This is a genomic window from Nostoc sp. DedQUE09 (assembly GCF_034530915.1).
Classification (GTDB): Bacteria; Cyanobacteriota; Cyanobacteriia; order Cyanobacteriales; family Nostocaceae; genus Nostoc.
The window spans coordinates 22,940-41,110 of record NZ_JAVRCE010000028.1 but is presented as its reverse complement, the minus strand read 5'-3'; the positions used below and the strand labels follow the sequence as shown (position 1 = coordinate 41,110).

Below are 18,171 nucleotides of genomic sequence, written 5' to 3'. Positions count from 1 at the left end.
ACTGACTAAATTTAAGTTTTGGATTGTGATAGTAAATATTCATTGTCCAAAATTTAAAAAACTTATTCAAAACTACAAACTTTAATTGATTTACGTCTAACGACTTAGTGAGTATGCCTTCATTTCTACTAATTTAAAATCCACTATTGAGGCTCATAGTATACCTCATTAGAATAGGAGAGGCTATAGTGAAGTTGACATAACATCAGGAGTACTCACAGTGAATCAGATACAACTGACTTTAACTATTGGTTACTTATTAATGACCTGCTATTTTTTAACTAATTGGTTAATATTTTCCCTACGTCATCCTGCTTCTAACCCGGAAGATAAATTTTTCTCGGTTGTGATGTTTGTGGTAACAACTATCTTCTGGCCTGTGATGATTCCGATGTCTTGTTTAGAAATGGTTCAACAAAAGCGAATAGACTTTAGTAAAATGATTCCTGTTCTCTTAGCAATATTTGTATTTAGTATTTCATATTATTTAACCGAATAATTAATAATTCCTCCTCGTAAATTGCATAGATATTAAAGAGAAACCGGAGGTTTGACTTGTTACCCTCCGGCTTCTTTGTGTACAACTACCTTAACTTTTTAGGCAGTCTATTTATTGCATTTGGAATTTTCTAACGGCGTCTGCTACCAAAACCAGTTGAGCGGCGGGGTGCTGAACTACGCCCACTACCAAAACCACTACCAGAATTGCGTCTGGGTGACGTGGCTCTACCAGAGGGCTGCAACGTACTACCACCAAAACCAGAACCAGAAGGACGGTTATTACCTGTAGTGCTACGCGGTACATTGCGTACATTTGAATTTCCAGGATATGACCTTCTAATTGTCCCTGTATTACGGAATGCCGTGCGATTTCTCACGGCTGCTGGTTGCGTATTGTATCGAGTTTGGTAATTTTGAACTGCTTGGCCATAGCTTGTGCCATATCCACCAAAGCCACTTAATCCTTGTCCTGGGTAATAGGCAGGGGGTACATAATACTGGGGCCTAAACAACAGACTACCAATCGCCTGACCTGCCACAGCACCAGCCACAGACCCAGCAAATGGTGCCCAGAAGCTATTTTCTCGACGGACTACAACCGTCTCTTGCTGTCCGGTTTGGGGATTGGTTCTATTCTCGGTAACGTTGTGGACGTAATCTATTTTAAAGTCTTCCGTTAGATATAAAATCGGTTGTCCTTTTTCTACCTTCAGATAGGTTTTCTTACCTTGCTTGATTTCATCATCAGTTAACCGTGCCATTTGCAAATTTTCGGTTGCAAAGGTTGGGGGATTATTGTTAAGTAAAAACAGGCTATACTCACCAGTTGCATCGTCATAAGTAGCTTGTTGTATTTTATACTCACCATCACTCAGCTTTGTGTTAGTAGAGGTTTGGCTAACGTTCTTAGCAGGAGGAGTAGTTTCGTTTCCTCCACCACAAGCGACAGTTGTGACACACAAACTCAGAGCTAAAAAAACGGCTGTAAATTTACGTACTATGGTCATGATCATTGGATTATTGTCCTATCTCTGAGCTTAACAATTTATCGATACGAGTAGTAAGTACGGACTACCCAACAAATTACAAAGGAATCAATTCTGGATAATATTGCAACAGTTGATCGCTAGTGAGTTCATCGCCCAGCTGTGCTGGAGAGAAATGCACTTGAATTGCCTTTAATCTATGTTTATAATGCAAATTTATCAATGCTTTCAATCCTTCCTTGAGCGCCTGAACGTTAGAAAGATCGGTTTCCAAATCCGGTACTTCTCCTTCATAAGCTACTGTAATCATCACAATGACGTTGCGGGTTACAGGTATAGATAAAGGTTCATTCAATCCAGAGTTAGAACTGTAATCTGGTTCGCTGAGATATCTTTCGGCAGAGTCAGTAAATAATTCATTCACATAATCCCCTGCCTCGCCTTCATTAAAAAATACGTCACCTTCGTTGGCAGCAGAAAGCCAATATTCATCGTATTGCAGCAGGGTTTGGCTGATTTCTACCAATCCTTCTCCCAAAACTTCTAAATCGCCATCAGCATCGATCGCATCTCGTCCAGCACTATTTAATACTCCCAAAATTGGCGCTACTTCACCTCCCCCTAAGTGCAGAAATAGGCGAAACACTACATAGCGAGTTCGACCAATCATTTTATTAAAAATATTGCTCATTTTTTCCTCCAAAATTTTTGTTTTTTGTCATTTGTCATTTGTCATTTGTCATTAGTTCAATGCCCAATGCCCAATACAACTCTTGGAGAGGCTGCACTTTGACTACGCTCTGTTACCACGCCAACGACTTCTCTACGAGACGCTGTTCGCGTTCGCGGTAGTTGAATCTCGACTCACTTCGACGCCGCTCAGTGCAAGTCGCTCGATTACCGCGCAGTCGAAAATCAGTACAAGTGCCCAATGCCTCATAACTAATGACTAATATAATGAAATCCTTTGACAAAATCTATAATTATATTTAATGAAGGTAATATATTTTTTGTTGAATCACTGGATATATCATAAGCTGAAGCATTGAGAGCAGAGCGATTAATAAATCTTTTCCCAAAGTTGGGATGGTCATAAACAATCAAAGTGTGGGCGCTGGAATTCGTTAAAACCATTTGGGTTGGGGCTTTACAAAAATTTAATTTTGCGGCTACTTCGATATTTTTTTTCATCTGTTTAATTGTTGTAGCCTGATTTCTAGCTTGTTCTAAAAGAGTATTTAATTGTTTCATTATATGAGGTGATTTTAGCGATTTTAAGTCTTGGGTTGCAATAACTTCACTATTAATCATTTCCATAATGCTAGAAATATTCTTTTGGGTAGATGCAGCATCTAAAAAGGGAAGAATGACAATGTAAGCAGTGAGAAATAATGCTTCGTCGCTATCTACATGAAAGGTGAAAATAGTCCGGCGACGACCACTTTCGATACTTGGAGGTTGTTTTAGCCCCCGATATTCTTGAGCAATTTGGTAGTAAGCGCCAGCGATCGCAAAATTGGCTTCGTGTTCTAGAGCTGCATCAACAATAATCCGAATTGTTGGCGGTGTTTCGTTAAAAAAATCTCGTGACTCTTCAGAATGGAAGTTTTGGATAATGGAGCGATCGCCATTTGGGCTAAGATCGACCCATTCACAAACCATGCTTTCAGTCTTTAAACCAAACCTGGAAGTGCCATATAGCTTGGCTCCAGTTAAAGTTGCTCCTGTTAAGTCAGCACCGATCCATTCTGCTCTAATTAATTTTGCCTGAGTTAAATTGGCGTGGACTAAACTTGTATTTGTTAAGTTGGCATTGCTTAAATCTGCGCCGCTCAAATCTGCCCCGCTCAATTTTGCGCCGCTCAAATCTGCCCACCGGAGATTTGCACCACTCAAATCTGCCCATCGAAGATTTGCACCACTCAAATCTGCCCCGCTCAAGTTAGCATGGCTGAAATTGCCTTGTCTGAGTTCGGCATCTCGCAAATTTGCACCACTCAAGTCAGAACGACTAAGGTCACTAGCGTTTAAGTTGGCCATCTCCAAGTTGGCTCCAGTTAAGGAAGCACCTTTCAAGATAGTCTCACTTAAGTTAGCGTGACGGAGATTCGCTTGGCGGAGTGTCGCCTCTCGCAAATCAGCGCCGGTCAGGTCAGCCTCCAACAAGTCAGCGCGACTGAGGTCAGCGCGAACTAACTCGGCGCGGATTAATGACGCTCTTCTGAGTTGGGCACGACCTAGATCCGCTCGAATCAAATTAGCGACATTGAGACTAGCGTTGTTGAGAATGGCGCTGCCTAGATTCGCGCCACTGAGTCTGGCTATATTCAGCTTGGCATTGCTCAAGTTAGCTTCACTCAGATTTGCACCACTCAGGTTGACTATACTCAAATTAGCATCGCTCAGATTTACGCCACTGAGTTTTGCTCCACTCAGATTGGCTTCTGGGAGGTCAACACCACTAAAGTTTAAGACTCCTGCTGCGTATTGTTCCAGTAATTCCTCTACAGTCATCGATGCTACCCCTTGGATGCCAACTTTAATAGTTGGTAAAGTCATAAAAAACAGAATGTCAAAATCAAAAATGAATATTGGGATTTTAGGATTGGGACTGATTGGCGGATCTTTGGGCTTTGATTTGCGATCGCAAGGACATCATATCTTAGGAGTCAGTCGCCGTGAAGCTACCTGTCAAAAGGCAGTTACCCTCGGCAGTGTTGATGAAGCATCAGTCGATCTAAGCCTGTTAGCAGCCGCAGAAGTTGTATTTATTTGTACACCTCTAGGCCTTATTGTGCCCCAATTTGAACAGTTAATCGCTCATTTGCCTACCGCTACAATCGTCACTGATGTCGGTTCGGCAAAAGCACAGATAGTTAAAGATATTTCTCCCCTTTGGGATAATTTTATTGGTGGTCATCCAATGGCGGGTAGAACAGACAGTGGGATAGAAGCTGCACAGCGAGATTTATTTGTTGATAAACCTTATGTATTAACACCGATCGCTACGACACCAGCTAATGCAATTACAGTTGTAGAAGAAATTGTGCGATCGCTCAAAGCTAATATCTACTATTGTCAACCTGAGCAACATGACCGCGCTGTGAGTTGGATTTCCCATTTACCAGTGATGGTCAGTTCCTCGTTGATTGCAGCTTGTTTGAGCGAAACTGACCCCGATGTTTTGCAATTAGCCCAAAAGTTAGCTAGTTCAGGTTTTCGGGATACCAGTCGTGTGGGTGGCGGGAATCCAGAGTTGGGCGTGATGATGGCACGGTATAATCGTCAAGCATTGCTGCGATCGCTCCAACAATATCGTCAAAACCTTGATGAGTTGACTAACTTAATTGAACAAGAAAATTGGGCAGTTTTAGAGGAAAAGTTCAAATCAAGGCAACAGGCACGACCTGATTTTGTTCAATAGTTATCGGGTGTGTTTAGCTATAGATAACGCACCCATTTTTTAATTTAGTGAGTTAATTGATAAACAGAATTCAGAAATCAGAATTCAGGAGTCAGAATCAAGATGCTCGTTCGCCCTTGGCGTCTCTCCTTGGGAGAAGACTCGCTCTAAGCGTTCGCGGTAGCGTCTCGTAGAGAAGCTATGCCGTTGGCGCAGCCTCTCGTAGAGAAGGCTTTACGCTTCGCTATCATTCGGGGATTCAGACCTGCGACTGAATTGTTGCACCACCAAATCTACGATTTGATGGGGTCTTAAACCCGGTTATTCATCCGCCAGCGATGCACTGAGTTTAGACTGCGCGGTAATTGAGCGACTTGTACTGAGCGTAGTCGAAGTAAGTCGAGATTCAACTACCGCCGGTCGTGGTGTCGTACAAAATTTATTCTAAATTCTGACTCCTGACTCTTGAATTCTGTTCGATAAAATCTTTAAAAATGCGACTCGACAGTCTGATAGTCACCAAACCGATGTACCATACAGATAAATTTACAAAAATCAACAATGGTAGAACGTCCAATCAAAAAATCGGAACGTCAGTCTCAAGGAAGCACTGACAGCAATTCCGAAAATTCGGATTCTGTAACCCCTATTGAATCCAACCCTAGAAGCTCAAAACCAAGCCGTGATCGGTCGTCTGACAAAGGGAAAAAAGGATCGTCATATAAGGATGAGGGCAGGCAACCGGTGAATCCTGCACTAGCGCGTGGCCCAAAACCGGTTAAACCTCCAGCCCCCAAAATTAAAACAGAAGAACTTGAAACAGAATCAGAATCAGAATCTATCTCTGAGGAGTCTCAAGAGTAATATTACTGCCGCGTGTGATGTGGGAGGCTTTAACTCGTCGTTACAAGTATATGAAGACAGGATTTCTGCCTCCAAAGCGCAGTAATTATGCCCCACATCACCATGAGTTTATTCTTATATTGAGTGACCTCCAAAACATAAAATCAACAGTAAATAATAATTATTACTATGGGGCAGCCACTGGCTGCCCCTTCCTTCCCCAATTTTCCAAGATGTTGAGCAAGGCACAAGAGGATTTAGGCTCAAATCGCAATGTTGAGTACTTGGCTTTAGATTTTATCAATTAAGATGTAATAGGATTGTGGTGCAGTTCGTTAATATAATCCTTCTGGTGGGGAAATATCAGATCCGACAACCACACCAGTATTAGTAGATTTAATCCCTGGTTTAACAGTAGGGGATTGTTCTCTTAACGATTGTAAAACAGAAGAAGAGTTATCTTGCTCAGTTGATATATTGGTATTTGCCTGTTGCTGGGACATCAAAGCTAATCCTCCCATTGCACCACCAAGAAGAGCTGCATAACCTAGATATAAATGCGTCGGACGAATTTCCAATCCCATTCCTTTTTTAGATTGGTACGAAAAAGGCTGATTTACTGGTATAGCTGCTTGTTCTGGCAAAGAAGCAGCCAAAGCAACACCATTAAGTCCTAAAGCATCTCCATAACGTCGTATATACCCACGTAAAAAAATATCATCTGGTAATTCTTTCGAGTTGCCGTTTTCTAATGCCTCTATCAGCTCGGTTCGGATATGAGTGGAAAGCTGGATGTGATCCAAAGAAAGCCCTTTGGACTGACGGGTTTTTTGGAGTTGTTGCCCGATTTGACGTAAGCACAATATGCGTTGTTGGTCTGCTTGCAAGGCAAGTTCTGCTTGAGAAATTCTCTGATGATTCAGAAATTGTAGTGGTTTTTTCCACAACGAATTTTCTGCTGCATTTTTAGAGGATTGCTCTGTTTCCGTGCAATGCTCCTGTTGTATCTCTAATGAAGTATTGACTGTTTCTGTGGCTTGCTTCGTATCTGTAGCTGTTTCAACCTTTTGATCTTGTTTAGCAAATTGTCGAAATGCTAAACCAATCGCTTCTCTACCTACGGCTTTTAATAAATCTTGAGCCTGATCTGTTTCTGAACCTATTAACTTCTGCACAATCGCTAAAGCACGTCGATAAACTCGGCTACGATGCAGTTGTAGTTCTATTTCTCCTAGAAGCGATCGCAACTCATCTTGAGAAATTTCAATATTCGGATTGTCCAGAATTTGCAAATAGTATACAGGAGTAGTAACCATTGTGAAAGCCCTTTATATTAACTCAATTAAAGAAAGTTACAATCATATCTTCACTATTTTTCCTAACTTCACCTTTGTTATCCGGATGTTAATTGTATAATTTAAACTTTTTAATTTATCATCAACACTGGAACAAGGCAGTAATAAACGCAGTCATAATTCATAAAAATGATACTGGCATCTCTGTGAAACGTTTTGCAGCAGACTAATTGACTTGAGTAATATTCCCTAACTAAAGATGCCATCTACACTGCTCTGGAGTTGAGCCAGGAACATGATTGACTCGTCGCAGCACATAACTTCCGTGAAATCGCTGTGGAGTTCCATCTGTTATTTGGCTTAATTGATAGTCACAAAGTATAAATACACCAGTCCTTAACACTACCTCACAATTAATAAGAGCAAATGATGATTTGGTGTCAGGCACTAATAATATAGTTAACAACAGTTTTAGTATCAATCACTGATACACTAAAAAAGTACCATGACAGGATGATAAGTAGTTATTCCACGTTTTTTACCTACATAGGGTTGCAGTCGAGTGAGGTAAAACACGATGTCTGAAAACCTTAAACAAAATTTAAAGATCCCATGAGCAAAAAATCAATTTACTACAAATACCGACTCATTCTCCTATTAGGTGCAATTCTAGCTAGCTTCGGATTTTACCCGAAGACACATGCTCTGGACATTTATACTCCAGAGGCTAATGATTCTGTTGCAATCAGTGTCAAAAATCAAGACTTTCCCCAGTGGGGATATTACACGGTGCGGAGGGATTTTCGCAGATGTGCTTCTCCAAGATGCGGGGGATTTTTCATCAAGCAGAACAACCTAAAAGCTACTCCCTGTATTGATGGTGTCTTTCGCAATGAATGCTATGTGTCTTCAATTGATTGGAGTTCCCTGAAATTACCACTGGGCAAACTGGCAAAAATTCAAAATCAGGATGTTAGCCGTCTGATTCTCAGAGGTAGTATAGTTCCAGTGGAATTTGGTGAAATTGGCAAGTTTGGGCAATTGAGAGTTAAAGAAGCTTTCATAGCTGCTACAGATACTCCAGCAAAAGGTACTTTTGTTGCGCTTAAAAACAATGGCATTGTCTGTTTCACCACCCCTTGCTTCTCCACAGAGAAGTTTATTTTGAATAAGCCTCAGAGTTCTCAAGTTTCGTCAATAGATTTGAGCCAAACGCGTGCAACACCAGAACAAATTGAAGCTGCAAACAACGAAATTTTCGCTCTAGGTTTGATTACTGTGGGTACAACTAAGGTAGTAGACGACTTAAACCCGACCAAGAGAGATGTTAAGTTTGTGGCTACGCAATTTTATCTGAGAGTGGAACCGAACTAATATTAGTCTCACGCTGGGATGGCTGTTGCTAGATGTTTTTTCAGCTTCCCTGTAACCAACACCAATTAGACGCCAGGGTCTGCAAAAACGATTTTATAAAGAATTTTTAAGAAATTAACATTTTTCAGAAAAGGAAAGACCTAATGCTGAAGTAATCCCCAAAAGTTCAGAATCATGGATTTTGTAGTTTACACAACCCTAGTGTTTGAAAACTTTACATGGCAAAGTCTCTGATGTACTTCATCCATGTCGAAACCTATTATTAGTTTTTCAATTTTTTGAAGGAGAGAAAAATGAAGAAGTTCAGCTGTTTGATGATTGTCGGGGCAATATTGTCGATTAGTGCGCCGGCTGTGGCTGAAAGTCGTGCGGTTAACATCAGTATTGGCAGTATTGGTGGTTCCTTAGATAATGCCGCTTTGCAAACAATTCGCCAGGTTATTGGGTCTGCTGTCGGCAATAGCACTGTCGATAAATTCGTTGTATATAGCCCCAGGGTTGGATCTATTCCCATCGAAGGAGGTTTATCTGCTTGTGCTGAAGCTGGCTTCGGCATAAGCAATACAACATTTAATGCTTTTATCCAGCAGTTGCGTTCAATTAATCCCAAATCAGGGACTTTCTACAATCTAGAACTTACCGCAAGCTGCAAACTGAAATAAGACGTTTGCACTCAAGCAGGGTAGGATGGGCTGAGGTACAAAGCCCATCCATCGAGTTACACTCCACGCGATCAACGCAAAACTCCATATCTTTAAATTGGAGATGTAACATCAATGTTGATTTGAATCAGCGTCAAGAAGCGGCTAGATTAGTTGTATCAGCCTCTACACTCAATAGTGCAGACACTTCCAGCATGAAACAAAAAAGAATGTAAAATTGAAGCGCATTTTTGGGAGCAGAGAAAAAATATGTCTAATGTGAACATTGCAAAAGGTAGCTGCCTGTGCGGAGTAGTAAACGTTTCTACAACCCCTATGAGTAATCAGGTAGGAGCATGTCATTGTAGTATGTGTCGCAACTGGGGTGGAGGACCTTTGTTAGTAGTTGAGTGTGAAAGTGATGTTAGCTTCTCTGGTGAAGAAAATATCGGATTTTATCAATCTTCAGAATGGGCAGAGCGTGGCTTCTGTAAGAAGTGTGGTAGCCATCTATTTTATAAATTGAAACAAACTAACCAGTATTTCATACCCGTTGGACTATTCGATAGCTGTGAAGGTCTTGTTTTCGATCATCAGATGTTCATAGATGAAAAGCCCAAATATTACTGTTTTGCGAATGAAACCAAGAACCTGACAGGGGCAGAGGTATTTGCACAGTTTGCACCGCAATCACAGCAGTAAAGATTGGAGTTACTTTTTAGCATATCTGTGATAGTCTGAGCAATTCTTGTCAGAAAAGCCTTGGTAAATGCCTTAACCTTCACTAATCAACTGTAACAAGACTTCCGTTGATAAGCTGTTATGCAAATAAGATTGCACATCAACTGGTGAGGTTGTCCTAAGTCAATTGTCCAAAGTCCAATTGGTAAACACAAATAACTAATACTTCGGCTTCTCTTCGAGACGCTGTTCGCGGTAGTTGAATCTCGACTTACTTCGACTACGCTCAGTACAAGTCGCTCGATTACCGCGCAGTCGAAATTCATACAAGTGACTAATGACTAATGACGGTCTACATGGAAAATAGTGCAATATGTAGGCGCGTTAGCTTATCTTGCCACTGAGAATATTGCTGCTGAAATTTCTATTGATGCAAAATTTATCATTACTACAGTCGAGGTAGCATCAAAACTAATAGTGTTGATGACCAGGTGAAATCTGCATTGTCTGGACGTTGTGCTAACTTACTTAACTATATATATTAGACCTCTTGCAAAAATATATTTTTGCACTCTTAGGAAAAGGAAAAAGGTTAAAGGGAAAGGATTTTGAGTTTCTTTACCCTTTTCCCCTGCCCCTTATCCCCTTCAGGGACCCCACCTTCCCCTTTACCCCGACAAATGCCAAGAAGTCTATTGTCTTCACTGCAAATGCCATCGTGCAAATCTATGTATGGCTTTACTTTATCGAATAAATCTTTGTTCAGAACTCGGTTTTGAAAAATACTTGACCTACAAGCATATATCATGATAATTATAAAGAAACTGTTCGGTCGGTAATTTTTAATTTACAGTAATTTTTAGTTCAATAAACTCACAACTCCTTACTCTAATAAATCGCTGTAATGTCCAAAGGCGAAGAAACAAAAAGTAGAATTCTCTACCAAGCAGCCGAACTGTTTAACCAACAGGGATATGCAGGCTCATCAATGTCAGACATCATGCGTGTTACGAGATTGCAGAAAGGAGGAATTTACAATCACTTCCAAAGCAAAGATGATCTCGCGTTACAGGCTTTTGATTTTGCGATCGCTCACATTAAGCAGCATACTAGATTTGCATTACGAAGCAAACACCAGGCAGTAGAACGTCTGCAAGCAATCATTGGAGTATTTAGTAGCTTCGCAGAAAATCCACCGATTAAAGGAGGGTGTCCACTGCTGAATACTGCTGTGGAAAGTGATGATGCTCATCCGGCGTTGCGAGAACGTGCTCAACAAGCGATGGACTCTTGGCTGCATCTAATTTGTCGAATTATTGAAACAGGAATTGAAAAGGGTGAAATTCGCCCGGAAGTGAGTGCTGATGAAATCGCTACCATCATAATCGCAATGCTGGAAGGAGGCATAATGATGAGCAAGCTTTATGGAGATTCAGTTCATATCCATAGGGTAATTAATCACCTGAATCAATACTTGGAAACTTCTCTTTCATTGAACAGACCGAGCAGTATTAAAAAATATCAAGAGAAACAATGCTAGTAAATAACAACTTACACAGACCATTCGAAGTAGTGTTAGCAATTCCTGTCAAAACATACGACATTGATTTTATGGGAATTGTAAGTAATATTGTTTATATCAGATGGCTAGAGGATTTACGTCTAAAGTTTTTAGATGAACATTGGCAACTCAATCAACAAATTGAGCAAGGATATACACCAATTCTAGCTGGAACTGAAATTGAATATAAACGTCCAATAAAGATTATTGACCGAGTGATTGGACGTTTATGGTTGAGTGGCTTAGGACGCTTAAAGTGGACTGTGCAAGCTGAAATTTTATCTAACAATGAGTTAGCAGCAGTGGCTAGCCAGAAGGGTGGTTTTGTCAGTTTGCAAAATAATCGTCTTATTCCCATTCCAGAGGAATTACAGAAAAAATATTTACAGTATCAACAAAAGATTTAGAAAATTTAATAATTAGGAATTTTTCGATATTTTTTTAATTTTTTACAGACTGTTCGGTTTGTTTGTGTGTAAACATAATCTAGACTATGATATCGATTATTCATGAGTACGCGAAATAAGCCCACTGCCTGCGGCACCTCTCCTTGGTAAGAGCAGATGGGGAGGGGGTCAATCTAAAAACTTACTAATTTCTTGATGGTTCCCCTTAATTCAGCTCTGTAAGCGGGCTAGTGCGGACACACAAGTCGAAAAAAGCTCGATTTCCTATTGTCTTCTCATTCCCATCCAGAGTATTGGAAGGAGAAAAAGCTCATCAAGCTTGGGTTTCTAGGACTTGTGTGTACCGTAGGCAGGTGGCGAGTGGAGACGAAGTGTAGCTTAAACTCTTCGCGGTTATTTGGGTTTAATAAGCAATCAAGCGGACATGATATAAGAAGTCAAATATTCACAATTATTCTGTTGAGTGGGTAAACAGCCAACTTTTTTATTGTCAATCTCGTAAATATACGGGAACTTATTGTTCTAAGTTTTGGTCACTTTATGTCACTTTGAACAGCAAGGCGGTTCTGACTCCAATCGATTAGGTATAGTCCAACTCAGGCATTGCAGCCTTATATGTCGTCCAATTTAACTGACCCTAACTCTTCGGTAAACCACTATACCCATCAAAAGGTATATACAAATGCTGTTATCCGTTGTCAGCTTTTCCTGAATTGTCTTTATATATACAATAATTACACTTTGTTAGTCAGATTAACGCAGACTTTAAGCAATTTTAAATCCTTAAAATGGATGTTTGCTTATGGAGAAATTTCGTCATATCTAACCAAATATTACCATAATTCTTTATATCTATACTAAAAGTTTATGAAAGCTATATCAAACGACACTTCAAACACTTTTGCACCCAAAAACCTCTATACTAGACTAGACTTTGATTAATTTGAGAGTTTTGTTAATTGCAATACCAAAAACTATCAATTTTTAGATGAAATACTAGCGTATCTTATAGTCTATAGTTTTTAAGGTTTAGTCAAAACTATATCCAGTATCATCAAAAAACTGCAAACTTCATGTGGTGCAAAAATCAAGTGGGGAGTGAAAACATGAATTTACGTAGAGATGCATTGCAAATCCTCAAAGAAACTAGCCGAACTTTTTATATCCCAATTAGTCTTTTACCGCCAGGATTGCAAGAAGCAGTAGCATCAGCATATTTGTGTATGCGTGCCATTGATGAAATTGAAGATCATCCCGAACTAGATAACGCTACTAAAGCAAAGCTGTTAAGAACTATTAGCCTGACCTTACAAGCAGGAGTTGATGGCTTTGCGGTAGATGCTTTTTTTGCAGGATTTAGTGGGCATGAGGATTCATTAGAAGAAGTCACTTTGAGGGTTAGAGAATGGTCACTGCTAGCACCAGACACCATTGCACCTCGAATTTGGGATGCCACTGCTGCAATGGCTGACCGGATGGCTTATTGGTCAGAAAAAAACTGGAAAATTTATACAGAATCTGATTTAGATCGTTATACCTTTGGGGTTGCAGGTGCAGTGGGACTGTTACTTTCCGATTTGTGGACTTGGTATGATGGAACACAAACAAACCGTACCCAGGCAATTGGTTTTGGTCGGGGTTTACAAGCAGTCAATATCCTGCGTAACCACACTGAAGATTTGAAGCGTGGAGTAGAATTCTTCCCAGAAGGTTGGAGCGCAGAAAATATGCAAGAGTATGCCCGGCGCAATCTAGGTTTGGCCGAAGCTTATATCAAAGACCTTCCTACCGGGCCTGCCTTAGATTTTTGTCAAATCCCCTTCACCTTAGCAAACGGCACTCTTGACGCCCTTGCTAATGGTAAAGAGAAACTCAGCCGCAGTGATGTTTTTGCACTTATCGAACAGCTGATTAGTGTGAACATGAAAGCTAGCTAATAATCTCTTAACGACTAATGGAGATGATTCTAAATTGCCTCCAAATGTGGGCATCCAAAATCCTACAGCGACTTTCTGTAGGGTAGCCAGTACGGTCTTCTCCCTTCTCTACGAGACGCTCCGCGTTCGTGTAGCGTTCCGGAGGAAAGGCGTTAGCCTCTCCCTTTGGGAGAAGGGGAGACGCTAAAAGCGATAGCGCAGCCTTAGCGAGTCCGCGAGCGTCTGGGGTTTCCCCAAATTATAGTAACTGGCGTTGGGCACTGCCCTCCAATTAATACCAATTCTCCCATGCAAAAACCAGATTAAAGCTGATTTTCTGAATGGGATAATAGCACGATGAACGCCACAAGCCTTGAGAGAGCGTTATAAGGAATTACGAATTGCTAGAAAATAGCATAAACAGTATTTGCCAATGTAAGTATAATAAATAATCTTGTTTAGCGATCGCTTTAGGTAATATCAGTTAAACTTTAGGAACTCTTCAAAGGATTTCCAGCAAAAATTACCTGGCAAGAGTTGATTAATGTCTAAATAATTGGAAGGGAGTATAACACTCCCCGTGATTATTCGTGCAGCGAGTTGAGAGTGCATGAGCTACTGCTTAAATCCTACCTGTTCCAATCCAGAAAATTTGGTATATAGCCAAAGGTGTCAGTCTTGTGGCTCGCAACTACTGTTGCGCGATCGCTATCAGGTGATCAAACCATTAGGTCAGGGTGGCTTTGGAGCGACCTTCCTAGCCAACGATCAAGGCTTACCAGGAGAACCGAGTTGCGTAATCAAACAATTACGCCCATCAGGAAGCGCCCCACACGTTTTACAGATGGCCAGAGAACTCTTTGAGCGAGAAGCCAAAACTCTAGGTAAGATTGGCAATCATCCCCAAGTACCAAGATTGTTAGACTATTTTGAAGATCACGAGCAATTCTACTTAGTTCAAGAATATATCAGTGGTGACACCTTGCAAGAGGAGGTCAAACTTAACGGCATCTTGAGCGAAACCGGAGTCAAGCAATTTTTGAGCGAGATTTTGCCACTGTTGCAATACATCCACGATCAAAAGGTGATTCACCGTGATATTAAGCCAGCCAACTTAATCCGCCGCACTCAAGATGCCAGAATGGTACTGATCGACTTTGGTGCCGTCAAAAACCAAATCAGCCAAGGTGCGACAGGCCCATCAGGACAAACAGCATTAACTGCCTATGCAATTGGTACTCCTGGTTTTGCACCTCCAGAGCAAATGGCTATGCGTCCAGTCTACGCCAGTGATATTTATGCACTAGGTGTGACATGCATTTATTTACTGACTAGCAAAACTCCTAAAGATTTAGATTACAATCCCAACACTGGCGAGATGATGTGGGAGCAGCTTGTGCAAGTGAGCGATCACTTAGGCAATGTGTTACGAAAAATGTTAGAGGTATCTGTACGTAATCGCTATCAGTCAGCGGCAGAAGTTCTCAGAGCATTGGAAATAGAACCATACTTAGATAGTTTAGCAAAGGGTTTGCTGACTAAATCTGATAATCGATCTAAAGAGCGAACACATAATCACCTGGAAAATTCTGCTGTTTTATGTAACAACCCTGCTGCTACCAACACTGGAGTGGCACAGGTAGCGGCAGCGATTCGTGCTAGACGAGCCAAGGCAGCGGAAGCCGCGGGATCAAACCAGGGTTCTGGGATGGCCAAATCAACGACTTTCAGTAGCAACAGCAATGGTTCACAAGGTCAAAATTCTAAAGTTGAACGGAAGTTAGATACCCAAGGTTTATTAACAGCTTATCTAAAGGGAAGACGAGATTTTGCCTTACACAATTTAAATTTGCTAAATCTGCAAGGTGCTGATTTATCTCAAACAAATTTCCATTCTGCTCAATTGCAAAAAACCAATCTTCAGGGAGCTAATCTTCACAATAGTGACTTTGGCAGAGCCAGTCTTACTCGAGCAAATCTTAAAGATGCTAATTTGAGCAAAGCATACTTTAACCATGCTGATTTAGAAGGAGCAGACCTGCGAGGCGCAGACCTTAGCAATGCTTATCTCAGCAATGCTAACCTCCGAGGAGCTAATTTGTGTGGTGCTAATCTCACCAGTGCCAAAATTTCTGATGAGCAACTAGCATTAGCAAAAACAAATTGGATGACCGTGCGCCCCAATGGGAAACGAGGCTTGTTGTGATTTTAAAGTGTGAACTACCACAATCTATAGACGGATGGAGTTTCCTAATTCATCGCGAACAGCTTCTCTTGTCGCTGTATCCGAATATTCTCGTATATTAGAATTAGATTCTAGATTACCCTGACGGATGAACCTTTTTTATTGAAATCAATTATTGTAGATTAGCAGAATAGCCTCACCTCCCCTGCTTTTAAGTTCTCGATTTTTATTAACAATTTTAAAATACTTATTTTATAAGGCTCACAAGGCTGAACTTTTCTATCTGGGAAGATTAGCCGGATTCTTCTCGATAAAAACTTAGATTTATTCAGAATTGGCCAAATATATATAATGTTTAGGTTGAGCGATAGCCATCACTCTCACGAATATTAATAAATGTCTAAGCATCTAGCAAAAATACGTAGATGTTTGTCAATTCTTCATGAAATCTTTACAGTTTTCATCTGTTACAAATAACAAATGATTATTTACAATAAACAATAAAGTATCATAATAATTTTATAAAGATATTTACATACTTGTTATGGCTATAAACAACAGGGAATCTCGCAACTAAAATTTTTAAAATACAATGATCCGAAACCACTAAATTTTTCAGATGGCAGCAAAAAGCAAAAAATTAATTATCCCTGATTGTCGGCTGGAGATGTATATTACAACGGAAATCAGGTAGTATAAGGTTTACGTATAATGACTGACTTTGCACAAACAGAAATAGAACGGCGATTAACTTTATATCAAGTATTCCTCAAGTTGTATGAACACCACAGCAGCCTTCTAGATGAAATTCTTCAGCTAGAAAACCTATCTCAACCATCGTTGAGGAAAGTCAAGGCGGGTTATGTACATGGTGTAGTAGATAATGCTGCTGTTTATTTGATGACTAACTTGGGCGACAATCAGACTCAGAGTTTACGACAGCCACAGCAGATATGGACGATAGGTCGTAATCGTAACAGTGGTATTTACATTGGTGACAGTCATCTGTCTCGTCGCCACGCTGCTATTCAGCATATTGACGAGCAAGGCTTTTACTTAATTGATTTCAACAGTACCAATGGCTCGTTTGTGAATGGTAATCGCGCTGTTAGTCCGATTCAGCTCAAAGATGGCGATCGCATCCGTCTAGGAAATATGACATTTGATTTTTTTATGACTTCTACCTACCGCGTTCTGCCAACTGTTGCAATAGATTTATTAATGCAGCTTGTGCATCGAAGGAATAATCATACAGTAGATATACTTACTTATTCCCAAAATAGACAAAAACCTCTAATTGAAAAACCAGATGCTAATTTAGAGGCTTTCAGAAATTTCGGAATAGTTGAGAAGCTTGAAAATTTTTATGACAACTTCAGTTCAGAACAGAAATCAGAAATTTTAGACCGCCTGTTTACCACACAATTACCGTCTAATCCTAACCAACTCAAAAATTGGAATTTCTAGCAGTTTTCAATTGCTTCAGGAGTGCTGTTAGCGGTAGCGTGATATTTGGTTTGCTGAGGCAGACAAATAGTGAAAGTTAAAAGGAAACTCGCCAAAATATATAAAAAAAATTAAGAATGGGATTAAATATCATAGCAATCATTTTGGAGTGGCGTTTCTAGCTCACAATAAAAAGAAAGCGATTCAGGGATTGAGTGAGTAAGTTATGCTCTATCCTGGGAACAGGAAGATACTCAAGGTCTACCAGGAGTAAGAACAAGAGTAGTGATAGTGATTTACTCCGGTTATGTAGCTCACCGCTATGCGTCTAGGGCAAAAAAACCCCCAGTGGGTGTTAACCTACTAGGGGAGTTAGTTATCAGGGTGCATCTACCAATTAAGTGTTCTCAGGTTGAAGACCATACTCCGGATAAATTTGGACAAAGGTCAGTTATTTTTTAAATAAAAAAACCCCCAGTGGGTGTTAGCCTACTAGGGGAGTGAGTTATCAGGGTGCATCTACCAATAATCTTTTCTAGGGGCAGCTAGTATCTTCCGGGAAAAATGAACTAAATCAGAGGCGATGGCGATGTCTATAACGGGCTGTAACGTTCGTACCTCTATGGAGAAGCAAGCTACGCGTAGTATCTCTAAGAGGAAAAGACTCGCTAACATTTCTCTACGAGACACAAATGCGTCTCGCTATTGGTAACGCAAGTAGTAGAAAAAACTCCCAGTGGATGTTAACCTATCAGGGGAGTGAGTTATCAGGGTCAGTTATTTTTTTTAAATAAAAAAAGCCCCCAGTGGGTGTTAACCTACTAGGAGAGTGAGTTATCAGGGTGCATCTACCAATAATCTTTTCTAGGGGCAGCTAGCATCTTCCGGGAAAAATGAACTAAATCAAAGGCGATGTCTACAATAATGGGCTG

General features: G+C 40.5%; 15 protein-coding genes. 11 read left to right on the top strand and 4 right to left on the bottom strand.

Features of this window, described 5'->3' with window-relative positions; translation table 11 throughout:
- Window positions 1-220: 220 nt before the first annotated feature.
- A complete protein-coding gene (locus RMY27_RS18615) occupies window positions 221-499 on the top strand; it encodes a hypothetical protein (RefSeq protein ID WP_322665678.1) in 279 nt (92 codons plus the stop codon).
- Between the two features lie 130 nt (window positions 500-629).
- Here RMY27_RS18615 and RMY27_RS18610 read toward each other — a convergent pair whose 3' ends face one another.
- The 3 genes from RMY27_RS18610 to RMY27_RS18600 all read right to left on the bottom strand — a co-directional run bounded on the left by RMY27_RS18610 (window position 630) and on the right by RMY27_RS18600 (window position 4,001).
- On the bottom strand, window positions 630-1,514 hold the full coding sequence (locus RMY27_RS18610; RefSeq protein ID WP_322665676.1) for a hypothetical protein: 885 nt from the start codon (window positions 1,512-1,514) through the stop codon (window positions 630-632).
- Between the two features lie 70 nt (window positions 1,515-1,584).
- Window positions 1,585-2,178: a DUF1517 domain-containing protein gene (locus tag RMY27_RS18605; protein ID WP_322665674.1), complete on the bottom strand. Its 594-nt coding sequence runs from the start codon at window positions 2,176-2,178 to the stop codon at window positions 1,585-1,587.
- Window positions 2,179-2,429: 251 nt separating this feature from the next.
- The gene (locus tag RMY27_RS18600; protein ID WP_322665761.1) at window positions 2,430-4,001 is read right to left on the bottom strand and encodes a pentapeptide repeat-containing protein; all 1,572 of its coding nucleotides are present in this window, start codon (window positions 3,999-4,001) and stop codon (window positions 2,430-2,432) included.
- A 70-nt stretch (window positions 4,002-4,071) separates the two neighbouring features.
- Here RMY27_RS18600 and RMY27_RS18595 point away from each other — a divergent pair, with 70 nt between their 5' ends.
- On the top strand, window positions 4,072-4,911 hold the full coding sequence (locus RMY27_RS18595; protein ID WP_322665759.1) for a prephenate/arogenate dehydrogenase: 840 nt from the start codon (window positions 4,072-4,074) through the stop codon (window positions 4,909-4,911).
- Window positions 4,912-5,451: 540 nt separating this feature from the next.
- The gene (locus RMY27_RS18590) at window positions 5,452-5,754 is read left to right on the top strand and encodes a hypothetical protein (RefSeq protein WP_322665672.1); all 303 of its coding nucleotides are present in this window, start codon (window positions 5,452-5,454) and stop codon (window positions 5,752-5,754) included.
- A gap of 314 nt (window positions 5,755-6,068) precedes the next feature.
- Here RMY27_RS18590 and RMY27_RS18585 read toward each other — a convergent pair whose 3' ends face one another.
- Complete coding sequence (locus tag RMY27_RS18585; protein ID WP_322665670.1) at window positions 6,069-7,049, bottom strand: helix-turn-helix domain-containing protein; 981 nt, start codon at window positions 7,047-7,049, stop codon at window positions 6,069-6,071.
- A 591-nt stretch (window positions 7,050-7,640) separates the two neighbouring features.
- Here RMY27_RS18585 and RMY27_RS18580 point away from each other — a divergent pair.
- From RMY27_RS18580 to RMY27_RS18545, 8 genes are all read left to right on the top strand, one after another.
- Window positions 7,641-8,402, top strand: a complete 762-nt coding sequence (locus tag RMY27_RS18580) for a DUF6748 domain-containing protein (protein WP_322665668.1) — start codon at window positions 7,641-7,643, stop codon at window positions 8,400-8,402.
- A 293-nt stretch (window positions 8,403-8,695) separates the two neighbouring features.
- Window positions 8,696-9,064, top strand: coding sequence for a hypothetical protein (locus tag RMY27_RS18575; protein WP_322665666.1), 369 nt, complete (start codon window positions 8,696-8,698; stop codon window positions 9,062-9,064).
- A gap of 249 nt (window positions 9,065-9,313) precedes the next feature.
- A complete protein-coding gene (locus tag RMY27_RS18570; RefSeq protein WP_322665664.1) occupies window positions 9,314-9,745 on the top strand; it encodes a GFA family protein in 432 nt (143 codons plus the stop codon).
- Between the two features lie 883 nt (window positions 9,746-10,628).
- Entirely contained in the window at window positions 10,629-11,264 is a 636-nt protein-coding gene (locus RMY27_RS18565) for a TetR/AcrR family transcriptional regulator (protein ID WP_322665662.1), read from the top strand.
- Window positions 11,258-11,692 (top strand): thioesterase family protein, encoded by a 435-nt coding sequence (locus RMY27_RS18560; protein WP_322665660.1) that lies wholly within the window; start codon window positions 11,258-11,260, stop codon window positions 11,690-11,692. The genes RMY27_RS18565 and RMY27_RS18560 overlap by 7 nt, the downstream gene beginning before the upstream one ends.
- Window positions 11,693-12,798: 1,106 nt before the next feature.
- On the top strand, window positions 12,799-13,629 hold the full coding sequence (locus tag RMY27_RS18555) for a phytoene/squalene synthase family protein (RefSeq protein WP_322665659.1): 831 nt from the start codon (window positions 12,799-12,801) through the stop codon (window positions 13,627-13,629).
- 589 nt (window positions 13,630-14,218) lie between these two features.
- On the top strand, window positions 14,219-15,814 hold the full coding sequence (locus RMY27_RS18550; protein ID WP_322665657.1) for a serine/threonine-protein kinase: 1,596 nt from the start codon (window positions 14,219-14,221) through the stop codon (window positions 15,812-15,814).
- A 690-nt stretch (window positions 15,815-16,504) separates the two neighbouring features.
- On the top strand, window positions 16,505-17,260 hold the full coding sequence (locus tag RMY27_RS18545) for an FHA domain-containing protein (protein ID WP_322665655.1): 756 nt from the start codon (window positions 16,505-16,507) through the stop codon (window positions 17,258-17,260).
- Window positions 17,261-18,171: the final 911 nt, after the last annotated feature.

Excerpts from the sequence above, each read along its gene's own strand:
- RMY27_RS18610 (WP_322665676.1), bottom strand. The coding sequence starts at position 1,514 with ATGATCATGACCATAGTACGTAAATTTACAGCCGTTTTTTTAGCTCTG.
- RMY27_RS18605 (WP_322665674.1), bottom strand. The coding sequence starts at position 2,178 with ATGAGCAATATTTTTAATAAAATGATTGGTCGAACTCGCTATGTAGTG.
- RMY27_RS18600 (WP_322665761.1), bottom strand. The coding sequence starts at position 4,001 with ATGACTGTAGAGGAATTACTGGAACAATACGCAGCAGGAGTCTTAAAC.
- RMY27_RS18595 (WP_322665759.1), top strand. The coding sequence starts at position 4,072 with ATGAATATTGGGATTTTAGGATTGGGACTGATTGGCGGATCTTTGGGC.
- RMY27_RS18590 (WP_322665672.1), top strand. The coding sequence starts at position 5,452 with ATGGTAGAACGTCCAATCAAAAAATCGGAACGTCAGTCTCAAGGAAGC.
- RMY27_RS18585 (WP_322665670.1), bottom strand. The coding sequence starts at position 7,049 with ATGGTTACTACTCCTGTATACTATTTGCAAATTCTGGACAATCCGAAT.
- RMY27_RS18580 (WP_322665668.1), top strand. The coding sequence starts at position 7,641 with ATGAGCAAAAAATCAATTTACTACAAATACCGACTCATTCTCCTATTA.
- RMY27_RS18575 (WP_322665666.1), top strand. The coding sequence starts at position 8,696 with ATGAAGAAGTTCAGCTGTTTGATGATTGTCGGGGCAATATTGTCGATT.
- RMY27_RS18570 (WP_322665664.1), top strand. The coding sequence starts at position 9,314 with ATGTCTAATGTGAACATTGCAAAAGGTAGCTGCCTGTGCGGAGTAGTA.
- RMY27_RS18565 (WP_322665662.1), top strand. The coding sequence starts at position 10,629 with ATGTCCAAAGGCGAAGAAACAAAAAGTAGAATTCTCTACCAAGCAGCC.
- RMY27_RS18560 (WP_322665660.1), top strand. The coding sequence starts at position 11,258 with ATGCTAGTAAATAACAACTTACACAGACCATTCGAAGTAGTGTTAGCA.
- RMY27_RS18555 (WP_322665659.1), top strand. The coding sequence starts at position 12,799 with ATGAATTTACGTAGAGATGCATTGCAAATCCTCAAAGAAACTAGCCGA.
- RMY27_RS18550 (WP_322665657.1), top strand. The coding sequence starts at position 14,219 with ATGAGCTACTGCTTAAATCCTACCTGTTCCAATCCAGAAAATTTGGTA.
- RMY27_RS18545 (WP_322665655.1), top strand. The coding sequence starts at position 16,505 with ATGACTGACTTTGCACAAACAGAAATAGAACGGCGATTAACTTTATAT.